We start from the raw sequence: 13,928 nt of genomic DNA on the forward strand, positions 1-13,928 counted from the left end.
AAATCTCCACGCCATTTCTGGAGTAAATGGTCATACAACTAAAGGGGATATTGAGTCCAAGCTATGGAAATGCATCCGTCGTCCCCGAAGTGTTTTATCGGGGACCTTTGAACTGCATTGTTAACAAGTAGATTCTCGATAAGAGTGCTTCGGAAAGACGCACTGTTTAAAATAATTTCGAAGCCAATAATTAACAGCTTGTCACTCAAAGCTGATAGCTTTATATAACCGTTTGAATCAAACTAATAACACTTTCACCCGCACATTCACCATGTTGCTCTAACTTGGCTTGTATATCTTGTGCGTGGTATTTCTTTGAGTCATAAAGAATAACAGCCGTTTTATCACCGCTCTGTAAATTATGGACTTCACCATACTCTGTGTAGCGAACCGCACCCACCATAATATAGATATCATTTGAGGATTCAGATACATCAAGCAAGCTTTGTATAACATGCAATGCGCCTTCATCACTTTGAGTGGCTATTTGGCTGTTAATCCACTGCACCAATTGATCATAGAAGACGGTGTACTCAGTCAAAGCCGTATCTTTACCGGTCAGATTCCAAATACCTTCGCGACAATGAAAGCCGCAGAGCCGAAAATGCTCTAAGCCACTATCAAACTGATCAAGTATGACCTCCTCTGTAGCCAATCCTTTGGATGCCTGTCCCCAGTTTTTCTTCTGAGCTAACTTCTTAGCTTTGCAGTTTCTATAGGTTGCATCATTAGCAATCGTCATTGCATGGGGTGTCAATTGAATAGCACGACCGAGCAAGGGTTTGCTAACGGAAAATCTAACCGCTAATTCAGGTTCCATCTGCACCAAAGCATCTTCATCATTAGGCAATAAAAGGGAATCCGATGAATAGGGGTCTACACGTAAATAATCCTCCTTGGCATCAAATACGTAAATTGGAAACAAAGCGCGAGGTTTGTCTGATTTATCGCTTACTTCAAGTGCGGTAATCTCTCCGGTTTGGTCGAGGTGACCCGCACTATTACCTGCAATACCAAATCCGGTAAGGCGTTGATGAGTTTTCATATCAAGCTTCTGTAAGGTCTGAGGTAGCTAATAGCTGGACCATATCCACCAGACAATTAAGAGCAACGCTGACATCTTGTTCATTCACTTGCTCTCGAGGGTTGTGGCTAATACCTTTCTCGCAGCGCACAAATAGCATCCCAATATCCGTGATGTTAGCCATCACCATAGCATCGTGGCCTGCTCCGCTTGGTAAAAGGCACGCCTCTTTGCCCGTTTGTTGTTTTACAACCATGCCCCACTGCTGTTGCAATTGAGGATGACAAGGCACAGCACTTGCCTGATAGGTCATTTCAGACGATAGTTTCAGTTGACGGCGCTGAGCGATCTGTTCAAGCTGAAAGTGAAGTTCACTGCACGCTACTTCTAAATCACCTTGTACTGCACTGCGAGTATCAAGAGAGAATGTCACCTCACCAGGAATGACGTTTACCGCACTAGGCTTCACATCACACTTACCTACAGTAGCAACCACATTATGCTCTAAACCATAGGTCTCTACGGCACTTATCATCTCGGCAACACCACATAGCGCGTCCATACGCAAAGCATGTGGCACTGTGCCAGCGTGACCCGCCATACCCTTAACTGAAAAGTAATAGCGCTTGGCTCCGGCAATACCCGTCACTACTCCAACAGGCAAATTGAGTTCTTCCAATACAGGTCCTTGCTCAATATGCACTTCAAGATACGCTTTTACCTCCTCTGCTACACGTGCATCCTTTCCGGCTAATTCTGGGGACAAACCGAAGCTCAACATCGCCTCACCCATAGCTGTATTCTGGTCATCTTTGATGTCCAGCCATGCAGGCTGAAAGCAACCTGCCACTGCGCTTGATCCGATAAGCGTGGTATTAAAGCGCACGCCCTCTTCATCAGCAAAGGCCACTAAGTCCACATGAAACGGCAGGTCGACACCGCTGAGTTGCTCTAGCGCTTCAAGTCCAAGCAAGATGCCTAAATTGCCATCGTATTTTCCCGCATTAACCACAGTATCACTGTGAGATCCTATGATAATTGTCGACTGTGTTGGATTTGCTGAGGTTTTTCTTCCCCACTGATTTCCAACACTGTCCTGCCAAACCTCTAGCCCGGCATTAATCATCCAATCAGACAATTGCTGATGGGCTTGCTTGTGCTCTTTAGTAAGATAAGCTCGAGTTAACCCTTCTTCCATCGCACTAAATTGGGCCATTTTATCGGCTCTTTGTAATATTTTTTCGCCGCTACCTTGCGTCATTGTTCACATTCCTTATTGGCTGTAGTGACCCATGGCTGCAACTACCGCTTGCCCCGCAATGATCTTCGCTTTGTGCTTGATTAAAATAGATTCCAATGCAGCAAGAGTAGTCAATACACACTCTTGACGAGCATTGAAACCCATTGTGCCAATACGCCAAATCTTGCCATGTAGCGGGCCAAATGAAGTGCCGATCTCAATGCCAAAGCGATGCAGTAATTCAAGACGAATTTTCTCACCATCAATGCCTTGCGGAATATAGACTCCTACTACGTTGTTCATTTTAAATTGCGGATTACCAAACAGCTCCAATCCCATAGCACGTAGGCCTGATGCCATTGCGTCACCCGCTATTTTATGACGTGCAACCACTTGGTCCGCTCCTTCCTCTAAGAACAGACGTGCACACTCGCGTGCGGCATACAGCATACTTGTCGCTTCAGTATGGTGGTTAAGGCGCTCAGGCCCCCAGTAGCCCATCACCATAGCAAGGTCGAAGTAATTTGATTGAATCATCGCCTCGTCACCAGCGACATGGTGGTCAGCTCGGATCCCAGCTTCAATGTGCTTGCGGCGATTAATCACCTCGGCACAACGATCGCTTAACGTAATTGGCGCACTGCCCGACGGGCCTCCCAAGCACTTTTGCAAACCCACAGACACAGCATCAAGGTGCCATTCATCGGTTTTAAGGTGGTTACCCGCTACCGAAGCCGTAGCGTCACAATAGAACAGCACATCGTAGCGTTGGCAGATCTCTCCCATCTGTTTTAGAGGCTGATTCATCGTTGTAGAGGTATCCCCTTGTACCGTCGCTAAAAGCTTAGGTTGAAACTCTTTAATGGCTTTCTCTATTGCCTCTGGCGGGCACACTTCACCCCATTCGATATCAATAGTTTTGACCTTTGCCCCTACACGCTGGGCTATTTCACACAACAGATGACCAAAGCGACCAATCACAGGGATTAGCACTTTATCACCCGGTTGTAATATAGAGACCAATACTGCCTCGATGCCAGAGCGCGCCGTACCGTCCACCAGCATAGTCTGCTGATTCTGAGTTTGAAATACACCACGATACAACTGCTGAACTTGATTCATGTAACCCGTCATAACCGGATCGTATTGACCAATCAAAGAAGACGAAAGTGCCTGATGAACCCTAGGGTAAGCATTGATTGGACCCGGTCCCATCAGCATTCGTTGTGGCGGGTTTAGAGTTTCAAAAGTGGTGTTATTGGTCATGTGTTTCTCCAAGAAAATAAGTTCCATCACTACGAGGATCGCTGGTTGCAGACGCCTCCCCTTGTGGATTCAATACAACGGCACCGGCGTGGCCCATTAATTCATTGTGGTCAGTTACGGCGGTCACATCGTGTCCCATAAGGGTCAAGTCCGCGGAATACTGTTGGTAGAGTGTTTGTTCCAGTCTTAGATTATTAGTGGAGTCACCCCAGGTTCTACCCAATAGCCATCGAGGCTCTGTAATAGATTGAGAAAGGGTTTTACCTTGATAAAGGTAACGACTGAACAAACAAGCTTGAGTTTGAGGTTGACCCTCGCCTCCCATGGTTCCGTACACCATACGCCGACCATCGATAAGTTCGACATACGCAGGGTTTAGAGTATGAAAGGGCTTCTTTCCTGGTTGCAAGGCATTGTGGTGTGACGGGTCTAAAGAGAAGCTCTGACTACGAATATTCCACAGGACTCCCGTTTCTGGCAGCACCACCCCAGAACCAAATTCCCAATAGATACTTTGGATGAAGCTCACCATAGTGCCGTATTGATCCGTAGCACCCATCCAAATGGTATCGCCAGGCTTGGCAACGTGAGGCCACGGCTGTGCTTGCGTAGCAGAAATACCAGACACACATTGCTGGATCACCTCGTCGGTAAGCAAAGATTGCAAAGGCTGCTCAAGATAAGATTCATCGGTGACAACACGATCACGAATAATGAATGCCTGCTTAGTCGCTTCAACCAGCAGATGTATGTGGTGAATCTCTTGCTGAGCTTGGCTAGCAAGCTTGTCGTAGATTGCCAAGATGAGTAACGAGGCAACTCCTTGAGTGGGTGCGCCGAAGTTAAACAGCTTGCCTTTTGAAATGTTCACATTCAGAGGCGGTAATACTTTCGCCTGATGCTGATTAAGATCCTCAATAGAAATTGGACTGCCTGCCTTTTTGAGATCTGATGCTATCCGATTTGCAGTCTCGCCACGGTAAAAGTCATCAAGTCCATGTTCAATCAAGGCTGTGAATGTCGAGGCCAAAGCAGGGTTCTTGACGGTGTCGCCAACGGATAGAGGCTGACCTTTCTTTAGGTATAATTTGGCAAACTCTTCATCACGGCCTAGGCGTTGTAAGGTTTTCTCACTCGCGTTCACTAAGCTTTGCGTCACGCGAATGCCATTTTTGGCAGCATCGACCGCCGGTAACAGCAACTGCTGTAATGAGCAGTCACCTCCATTGAGTTGCAGGGCTTTATCCCAGCCAGATACAGTACCAGCCATAGTAATAGCAGATGCTCCGCCACTTTCTGGTAGCTGTTTGCCTTGACCTCGGTAAGCGTCAGGATTAACCGACAGGCTAGCCGCGCCACAGGCATCTATGGCAACAGGCGTTTCACCTTTTTTGCAAATCAGCCAAAAACCGTCACCACCAATGCTGTTCATATGTGGGTATTGCACAGCCACCATAGCAGCCGCAGCTACCATTGCCTCACTTGCTGTGCCTCCTGCGTCCAGTATCGACTGTCCAACTTTGGCGGCTTCTGAATGTGGCGCAGTAAAGGCAGTTTGAAAACTCATGCCCATTCTCCTTCAAGCATTCGCTCTGCCGTCGCAATTAGCGTTGATTCACTATTCGCAAGCCCCATCAAAGACATCCCCGTTGGGCCTTCAATCATCCCAGGCATAGGTAGGTGCAACTGAGGAATACCTGCAAGACCAGCAATAGAGGTTAATCCCATAAGCTCGGTTCGATATTGAGCAAGAGATGAGTCGCTTGTGTTTAGCTTTGGTGGCCCCATTGGTGTGGTAGGCAATAACCAAGCACCCTTTAACATACTGATATTATTAACTAACGCATCAGTAAAGCTCGCCTGCTCACTCTTAGCGGACAGATAGTCATCTTCGCTGATAGTTCGAGCCCATTTCACTCGCTGCATAATCCTTGGGTCTAAGCTCTCACCATGTTGGCTAAGCCATTGCTCATGAGTTTGAATAATCTCGTAGCCCTGAATAGTACGGAACATCAGACTTAGAGAGTTCAGGTTTAAACCAATGTCAGCCAAAAAGCGTACTGGTTTAATGCTAATACCCGCACTTTCACACCATTTAACCAGCATTTGATGGCGCTCTTTACTCAAGAACTGAGCGAGGTCCTGATCAAGATATAAGGTATCGACTCTCTCAACTTGTTGACGGTCTTGGTTTAAAGCACTAAAGACCGTCTTCATCGTCGTAAGGTTACGAGTAAACACCCCTGCAGTATCAAAGCTCGAAGACAGTTCAAAGCAGTGCTCAAGAGTGAGCGAACCTAATGTAGGCCTAAGACCATACAAACCACAGTAACTGGCAGGCACGCGTACCGAGCCACCTGTATCAGTACCGATGGCAAAGTCAGCATGCCCAAGGGCTACGGCCACTGCACTGCCACTCGAAGATCCACCGGGAATGCAGTCAGGGGCAAGCGGATTCAATGGCATGCCGTAGTGAACGTTAGTACCATTTAGGCTATAGGCAAGCTCATCAGTTTGAACTCGACCCACGCAACTTGCTCCCTGCTTAAGCAACGTTTCGATAATTGGCGATGTACTTTTCGCTACTGGGTGCGTCGCAAGCCACGTTGGGTTTCCTACACCGGTAGTAAAGCCTTCGACATCAAATAAGTCTTTAAATACAAAGCTAGTGCCATCAAGCACCCCTTGATTGATGGGGGCTAATCCAAGAGGGCCTTGCTGACAATAGAGGCTGGTATCGTGTTGACGTATATTCATCATGCCTCCATCACTTCGCCATGACGGCGAGATCTTGCTCTGCACTCTTCGCGTAACGATTTGCCATTACCGCGCAGTAAAAAATCTGAATTGGGTGATACAGCATGATAGGTAATAAAATCATGCCTAGAGATGGGTCCGAACCAAAGATTACCGCTGCCATTGGAACCCCTGCAGCGAGGGTTTTCTTGGTACCGCAAAATACCGCAGCTACTTCATCTTCATGACTAAAAGCACTCTTGCGTGCCCCCCACTGGAAAAAATGGATCATCACCATCAATACCACAATACAAACAGCAATGGTGGTGGCTAACATAGCAATAGAGAATGTATGCCAAATGCCATTTGCCACAGAATCACAGAACGCATTGTAAACAATCAGCAAGATGACGTACTTATCGACTTTGTTGACCACAGCTTTGTGTTTTTCAGCAAACGCCAGTAGCAACAGACGCGCCAGTTGACCTGCTAGCATTGGCAAAAGCAGTAACTTTGCGATCGAGACTACTGAATCCATCAGGTTGAGTTCTGCCCCTTCAAAACCCATGAACAATTGAATTAAAAATGGCGTGATCAAAACACCGATAATGCTAGAAAGAGACGCATTGAAAATAGCGCCTGGTACATTTCCCTTGCCCACACTGGTCATGGCTACAGACGAAGAAACGGTACTTGGCAATACGAATAGGTAACAGAAGCCAAATGCAAGGGCCGCTGGCATATAAGCTAGAAACAAGTCACCAAAGATTACCCACAATAAGGGGTAACAAATGAAAGTGGCTGATTGGATAAATAGGTGCAGACGCCAATTACTTAAGCCCGCTTTGATAGCACTTGGCGCTAAGCCTAAACCGTGTAAAAAGAATACAATGGCAACTCCAATTCCTGTCAGCTTTTCTAGATGAATCGCTCCTCCGCTTTTACCAAGATCGGGTGTTATAGTCGCCAGAGCAATGGCAAGTACCATACCTACTAGAAACCATTCTTTTTTTAACTTACTTACTATGTTCATTGTTGAAATTACTTCTTTAGTTTATTCAAGTTCATCGAGTTGAGAGTAGTGGGAACTGACCTTGCCACTGACCTTGACCGCTTCAGCCCCTAAATGGCGATACACTTTGTTCACTAAATAAGAGATCAAGCTCATTGGCGCTGCATAACTATCTAACGGGTTCTGATTGTTCATATGACAAATCAAGTAATGAGAAACACTAGGAATGTATTTTTGTCCTGACTGATCGGTGATCAGCAAAGTGTCATGTTCTGCTAACGAGTCTAAAATTTTGGAAAAATGACTCACACGCCGGCGAATACCGATAACAATGACAAAATCCTCATCAGTAATTGAGGCAATATCCTCACCGATGGTTTGCCCTGGCGTCGGTAGCAATTCAACATTGCCACGGCACTGCATCAACTGCTGTCTAAAATGCAGTGCCAAAGGATAACTATTGCGATAGCCAATGATTTTGATCCGTTTAGCCGATGACAGTTTCTCGGTAAGATCCGTCAAGTCCATTTCACCCAACTGTGCCCATAGTTGTTCAAGAGAAAGAAGCTCTTGCTGCAGTTCTTTCTCTTCCATTGGCGCAGTAATAACAGGAGTGCCTTTGTCACGCTCATTCAATAGTTCATTACGCAGCGCGACATGGTCCTCATAACCCAGCTTGCGAATAAATCGGCTGACACTGGCCTTCGATACCTCACACGCTTCAGCAATCTCATTGGTTGATAGCATCAAGATCTTTTCAGGGTTGAGCTGCAGGTAATCGGCTAAGCGACGATTGCTTTTAGTCAGCTCTGAATAGTGCCTTGTAATTCGTTCACTTAACGGGTTACTGATGGGACTCATTGAGCGCTCCTATAAATAAAATGGTTTAGCGTACTGCAGACAAAAAGCCTTGTAACTCAGGCGTTTGAGGATTAGCAAATACTTGACTGCTTTCCCCTGTTTCCCATACTTTTCCCTCATTCATAAACACTACCTTGTCACCTACATCGCGAGCAAAGTTCATTTCATGAGTGACTAAAATAAGGGTCATTCCTTCCGCTTTCAGTTGCTCTAGAACCTTGAGCACTTCTCCAACAAGTTCTGGATCAAGTGCCGATGTAATCTCGTCACATAGCAGTACCTTAGGGTTCATAGCCAGTGAGCGAGCAATGGCTACACGCTGCTGCTGACCACCAGAAAGATTACCGGGGTAGGCATCAAACTTGTCAGCAAGTCCGACTTTTTCAAGCAACTCTTTTGCTATCTCTCGACACTCTTGGTAGCTTTTCTTTAGCACTAGCTTAGGTGCGAGCATAACGTTCTCTCCCACAGTTTTGTGCGGAAAGAGATTGAAGTTTTGAAATACCATGCCAACACTGCGACTAAGAAGTCTCAGTTTGTAATCGTCATCTTCTACTGACTGGCTATCAACAATAATTACGCCTTCTTCGTAGGTCTCAAGGCCATTCATGCAGCGTAATAACGTACTTTTCCCTGAGCCACTACGACCAATAATTGAGATAACTTCACCCGCATTAATCTTTAGATCTACACCTTTTAATACGTGGTTTTCGCCATAGTATTTATGGACTTTTTCAACACTAACGAGTGACATGATTTTTACTCTCCAAGTAGCGAGCTAATAAAGACAGAGGAAAACAGATAACAAAGTAAAGCAGTGCCACAAAAGCAAACACCTTGAATGGTTGGAAAGTCGCATTGTTTAGCATGGTTCCAGCCTTGGTTAATTCGACAAAACCAATTATCGATGCCAGTGCTGTACCTTTAACGATCTGAACTGAGAATCCAACAGTCGGGGCAATTGCCATGCGCATAGCTTGAGGCGCAATGATATAGCGCATACTCTGCAAGTAAGTGAGCCCGAGTGTGCGACAAGCTTCCCACTGACCTTTTGGTAAGGCGTCAATACATCCGCGCCAGATATCATGGAAAAATGCACTACTAAATAAGGTCAGCGATAGAATGGCAGCAGACCAAGCACTCACTTCTATTCCGACTAAAGACAAACCAAAGAAAGTAAGGAACAACTGCATCAAGAGTGGCGTACCTTGGAAGATCTCCACATACACTTGGATGAGGCGAGTAAACACCACATTGCGCGTGCTACGCAAAAAAGTCAGCAGAGCACCTAATAAGCCACCACCCACAAAGGCGATAAGAGATAATAAGATAGTCCAACGTGCGGCTAGTAAAAGGTTGCGTAAAATATCCCAATCAGAGAATTGCATCATGTTTGGGCTCTCCTATAACGATGGGTTTTTGAAGCTTGCCTGTTTCACCATGGCAAACACTTGACGCATAAGCATGGATAACATCAAGTAAATCAATGCAGTCACTAGGTATGCCTCGAAGCTTAAAAAGCTTCTCGACTGAGCAAAGTTGGCTGCAAATGTCAGCTCTTCCACTGAAATCTGCGAGACAACAGCTGAGCCTAGCATCACGATGATGCATTGGCTGGTGATCGCCGGATAGACGCGCTGATAAGCCGGTGGCAAGATAATATGCATAAAGGTTTGGCGGTTGGTCAGACCTAATACCCGACCGGCCTCCCATTGTCCCTTAGGTGCTGCTTCAATCCCAGATCGTATAATCTCTGCACTGTATGCACCTAGGTTGATCACCATAGCAATACAACCCGCCTCCCAAGCAGTTAACTTCAAACCAATGGCTGGTAAACCGAAGAAAATAAAGAACAGCTGCACAATAAATGGCGTATTTCGAATAACCTCTATATAGCTAGCGCTAAGAAAACGTAGCCAACGATAGCTATTGATGCGTCCTGCGGCACACAAGGTTCCCAGTAACAGACCACCCAACGTAGAAATGGTCGTTAACTTAATCGTGGCCCAAGCTCCGGTTAGGAGTTGGGGCACATACGGAGCAAGACCTGCAATATCAAGTTGATAGCTCATTAACAGGTTCCTAATTAAGCGCCAAGAGAAGCTGGGAATGGTGCCTTAAGCCATTTCTGAGAAATGTTTTCTAGCTCTCCCTGTATTTTTGCTTGTTTGATAAGAACATTGATTTCATCTAGCAGCTCAGTGTCACCTTTCTTAATGCCGATGTAGCATGGAGAATCCTTCAACATAAACTTCACTTGAGGCGCTTTAGCTGGACTTCGGTTGGCGATTTCAGTCACGACTAAGTTACCTGTAGCAATCAAGCTTACTTGACCTGATAGGTATGCAGATAGTGTTGCGTTGTTATCTTCGTAGCGTTTTAGCGTTGTGCCCTTAGGTGCTAGGTTGCTCAGCTCGATGTCTTCAACAGAGCCACGTGTTACGCCAACCGTTTTACCCGCTAATTCTTCTGGAGTAGATACCGTTTCAGCATTACTACCAAACACACCAAGGAAGAAAGGCGCATAGGCATCAGTAAAGTCGATCGCTCTTTCACGCTCAGGGTTTTTACCAAGGCTAGAAATCACCAGGTCAACTTTACGTGTTTGTAGGTAAGGAATACGGTTAGCACTGGTTACTGGCACCAGTTCAAGCTTTACTTCCATTTGATCGGCTAGGTACTGCGCCATATCGATATCATAACCCTGTGGTTGAAGGTTGATATTCACAGAACCAAATGGAGGAAAGTCTTGCGGCACTGCCACCTTTAACACGCCACTCTCTTTAATAGCATCTAATTGATTAGCACTGGCTACTTGCGCGCTCAGCAGTAAAGATGCGGTCAAAACGGTTTTGAGTACTGCCTTAAATACTTTGGTAGAAACGTTCATATGGTATTTCCTTATAGAGAAATGAAACAATTGGAACAACTAATTAAGTTATTGCAACGAACGTGCCAAAAGTGAAAAATACTTATCAAAGCTAAGAAATCAGGGGCCTAACAGCATTTATAGGTGAGAGTTAATTTGTTGAAATGAAACGAGAATTGATTTATTTGGTGCAATGCTTGCGCCATAACGACGCAATGGGAGGAATTTGGTTGTATCTAAGATCCTAGATAGTTGCGCTGCAACTTCTAGGATGACGACGTGTGAGTTAGTGACGTGCTAAACAGCAGCACACGTTGCGCCAATTACAGCAACGTCACTCTGGAAAGCTTGAAAGGACTTATGTTGTGCACTGGTGAGTTCAGTTGTCTCTAAGATCCTAGATAATTGCGCTGCAACTTCTAGGATGACGACGTGTGAGTTAGTACCGTGCTAAACAGCAGTATACGTTACGCCAATTACAGCAACGTCATTCTGGAAAGCTCAAAGAGCTTATCCAGAACCTTAGAGAATACAGAATTCAATTAGGCACACCGTAAAGCAAGATTAACCCAAATGCGCCCTAAGCGCAGCCACAGCCTGCTTGGTTGATTCAAACGCAAACCCATTCAAATCTATCTCATTCAAAGGCATCCAGCTCAGACTTTCAACATCGTCATCCGCGACAATTTGTGCGTCATCATCAAGCGTTACAATAAACACCATATCGCAGGTTGTGTAGACCACGTTTTTATAAGGGTAAACATTAGGAAAAGAAGTGAGATATTGAGATGAATTCGGTTCTACACCGATTTCTTCTTTTAGCTCGCGGTTTAACGCCGTTTCAGCACTTTCGCCGGGGTCTACATATCCACCGGGTAAGTCCCATTGCCCTTTGCCGGGTTCGCGCGAACGAGTGGCAACTAGGAGTAGCGTTTCTGAATCGGCGTTTTGCTTGATGACTGCTGCCATCACAGCCGCCGCCATATTTTGAAAGTAGGTGAAGTCGCACTCGCGACAGTTAAACTGGTTTTTGATCGTGGCTAAGCTCTTAACTCCGCACTTAGGGCAGTAAAGCATTGTTTGGCACCTAGATTGAATACATGGAATTGCTTCACTTTATTATTCATAGCAAGGGTTTACAATCGACCAAATGTTGCAAACCCGTCGTTTCTGACTTCTTTTACAGTCAACCTATTCACCTCACAACGCTTATTACTGTATATTCCGCTCACATCATAATAACTTCAATTACTGATTGGTCACTCTAGGTAGTGATGCGTTTATGGTAGCTCAGTTGATGTACAGCTATTATTGAAGGATAAGCCTTCAAAATTTGGCAGTGCTTCATACCCCTAAACAGGCTTTTGGCCGTATTGTCGTAATAGGTAAAGAATATGTACTCAATTTTTGATATCTACAAAATAGGTGTCGGTCCTTCTAGCTCTCATACCAATGGTCCTATGCTTGCTGGGTATCATTTTACTCAACTTATTCAGAAAGATGTGGCGAAGATAACCCGCGTCCAGGTGGATTTATACGGCTCGCTATCTCTTACGGGGAAAGGTCACCACACGGATCGAGCTTCGATTCTTGGTCTACTTGGCAATCGCCCTGACACCATCAAAATCTCTAGTGCCAACGCTGAAATGCGCAGTGCGATTAGTGATGGGAAAATGAATATATCCGGTCATCACCTGATTAATTTTGATTACGACAAAGACATTCTGTTCCATACCGATAACCTACCACTGCATGAAAATGGCATGACGATCTCTGCATTCGATGCTGTAGGCACACGTATTGGTTTTGAGACTTACTACTCTATTGGTGGCGGTTTTATTGCAACAGAAGATGAATTGCAACACGGCAAAAAGACCCAGGATATCTCGGTAGAGTTTCCTTTCTCAAGTGCCGATGAAATGCTTGCGCAAGCTGAGAAAAACGGCTTAAGCCTTGGTGGTATGGTACTTCGTAATGAACTAGCCTTCCAAGATACTGCGGTTATCAATGCCAAAGCAGATCAAATCTGGAAAGTCATGCGCTTGTGTATGGAGCGTGGCTTTGAAACCGAGGGTATCCTAGATGGCGGGCTCAACGTGACGCGCCGTGCACCTAACTTGCTAAAAAAACTAGAAGCGAATGCCTTAGTTGAAAACGATCCTATGGAGATCTTGGATTGGATAAACCTATTTGCTTTTGCGGTAAGTGAAGAAAATGCGGCAGGAGGGCAGGTGGTCACCTCACCAACCAATGGTGCAGCTGGCGTTATTCCTGCGGTACTCATGTACTACAATCGCTTCATCAAGGAGCTCGATACCAAGCAACTTAAAGACTTTATGGCGGTTTCTGGTGCTATCGGTATTTTATACAAAACCAATGCTTCAATCTCTGGCGCCGAGGTCGGTTGTCAAGGTGAAGTGGGTGTATCTTCGTCAATGGCTGCTGCGGGTTTAACAGCGCTGCGTGGTGGTAGTAACGAACAGATCTGTATTGCCGCTGAGATTGCAATGGAGCATTCGCTAGGTATGACATGTGACCCTATCGGTGGACTGGTTCAGGTACCTTGTATCGAGCGGAACGCTATGGGTGCGATGAAGGCAATCAATGCGTCTCGCATGGCACTTAAGCGTTCAAGTAAGTGCTTGATTTCTCTGGATGATGTTATCGATACCATGTATCAGACAGGTAAAGATATGAACAAAAAATACCGTGAAACATCATTAGGTGGATTAGCAATGATTCACCTTGCTCCGCCATGTGAGTAATTGTTTCTGTTTGTTGGTTAATCCGTGAGAGAAAGGCATGTTAGTTTTACTAATGTGCCTTTTTAGGATTCTTTTAGTACTTTTCGATTAATACCAATCACACTAAGTAAGTGATCAGAAATAGCGTAGGAAAAATGCTCGAGGACAAGGCAGAA

13 protein-coding genes are annotated in these 13,928 nt (G+C 45.5%); 1 reads left to right on the top strand and 12 read right to left on the bottom strand.

The genetic code is table 11. From position 1 onward, the window contains the following. Nucleotides 1-220: 220 nt before the first annotated feature. The 12 genes from OCU48_RS17900 to OCU48_RS17955 all read right to left on the bottom strand — a co-directional run bounded on the left by OCU48_RS17900 (nt 221) and on the right by OCU48_RS17955 (nt 11,977). Entirely contained in the window at nt 221-1,045 is an 825-nt protein-coding gene (locus OCU48_RS17900) for a DUF5718 family protein (RefSeq protein ID WP_141346371.1), read from the bottom strand. 1 nt (nt 1,046) lies between these two features. Further along, nucleotides 1,047-2,285 carry an allantoate amidohydrolase gene (locus OCU48_RS17905; protein ID WP_141346370.1) on the bottom strand — a complete coding sequence of 413 codons (1,239 nt, stop codon included), beginning with the start codon at nt 2,283-2,285 and terminating at the stop codon, nt 1,047-1,049. Between the two features lie 12 nt (nt 2,286-2,297). Then, nucleotides 2,298-3,530 carry a pyridoxal-phosphate-dependent aminotransferase family protein gene (locus OCU48_RS17910; protein ID WP_141346369.1) on the bottom strand — a complete coding sequence of 411 codons (1,233 nt, stop codon included), beginning with the start codon at nt 3,528-3,530 and terminating at the stop codon, nt 2,298-2,300. Next, entirely contained in the window at nt 3,520-5,097 is a 1,578-nt protein-coding gene (locus OCU48_RS17915; protein ID WP_141346368.1) for a gamma-glutamyltransferase family protein, read from the bottom strand. The genes OCU48_RS17910 and OCU48_RS17915 overlap by 11 nt, the downstream gene beginning before the upstream one ends. Beyond that, entirely contained in the window at nt 5,094-6,287 is a 1,194-nt protein-coding gene (locus OCU48_RS17920) for an amidase (RefSeq protein ID WP_141346367.1), read from the bottom strand. The genes OCU48_RS17915 and OCU48_RS17920 overlap by 4 nt, the downstream gene beginning before the upstream one ends. A gap of 10 nt (nt 6,288-6,297) precedes the next feature. Continuing rightward, the gene (locus OCU48_RS17925; protein ID WP_141346366.1) at nt 6,298-7,299 is read right to left on the bottom strand and encodes a bile acid:sodium symporter family protein; all 1,002 of its coding nucleotides are present in this window, start codon (nt 7,297-7,299) and stop codon (nt 6,298-6,300) included. Nucleotides 7,300-7,320: 21 nt separating this feature from the next. Then, a complete protein-coding gene (locus OCU48_RS17930) occupies nt 7,321-8,139 on the bottom strand; it encodes a MurR/RpiR family transcriptional regulator (protein WP_141346365.1) in 819 nt (272 codons plus the stop codon). A gap of 25 nt (nt 8,140-8,164) precedes the next feature. Further along, a complete protein-coding gene (locus OCU48_RS17935; RefSeq protein ID WP_141346364.1) occupies nt 8,165-8,893 on the bottom strand; it encodes an amino acid ABC transporter ATP-binding protein in 729 nt (242 codons plus the stop codon). Next, nucleotides 8,880-9,530, bottom strand: coding sequence for an amino acid ABC transporter permease (locus OCU48_RS17940; RefSeq protein WP_141346363.1), 651 nt, complete (start codon nt 9,528-9,530; stop codon nt 8,880-8,882). Before OCU48_RS17940 ends, OCU48_RS17935 begins: the two co-directional genes overlap by 14 nt. A gap of 12 nt (nt 9,531-9,542) precedes the next feature. Beyond that, entirely contained in the window at nt 9,543-10,211 is a 669-nt protein-coding gene (locus OCU48_RS17945; protein ID WP_141346362.1) for an amino acid ABC transporter permease, read from the bottom strand. Between the two features lie 14 nt (nt 10,212-10,225). Further along, on the bottom strand, nt 10,226-11,029 hold the full coding sequence (locus OCU48_RS17950; protein WP_141346361.1) for a transporter substrate-binding domain-containing protein: 804 nt from the start codon (nt 11,027-11,029) through the stop codon (nt 10,226-10,228). A 543-nt stretch (nt 11,030-11,572) separates the two neighbouring features. Then, nucleotides 11,573-11,977 (bottom strand): NUDIX hydrolase, encoded by a 405-nt coding sequence (locus OCU48_RS17955; protein ID WP_244312343.1) that lies wholly within the window; start codon nt 11,975-11,977, stop codon nt 11,573-11,575. Between the two features lie 425 nt (nt 11,978-12,402). Between OCU48_RS17955 and OCU48_RS17960 the strand changes: the two genes are divergently transcribed. Beyond that, a complete protein-coding gene (locus OCU48_RS17960) occupies nt 12,403-13,773 on the top strand; it encodes an L-serine ammonia-lyase (RefSeq protein ID WP_141346359.1) in 1,371 nt (456 codons plus the stop codon). Nucleotides 13,774-13,928: the final 155 nt, after the last annotated feature.

Source organism: Vibrio inusitatus, from assembly GCA_024346935.1.
In the GTDB taxonomy this organism is placed as follows: domain Bacteria; phylum Pseudomonadota; class Gammaproteobacteria; order Enterobacterales; family Vibrionaceae; genus Vibrio; species Vibrio inusitatus.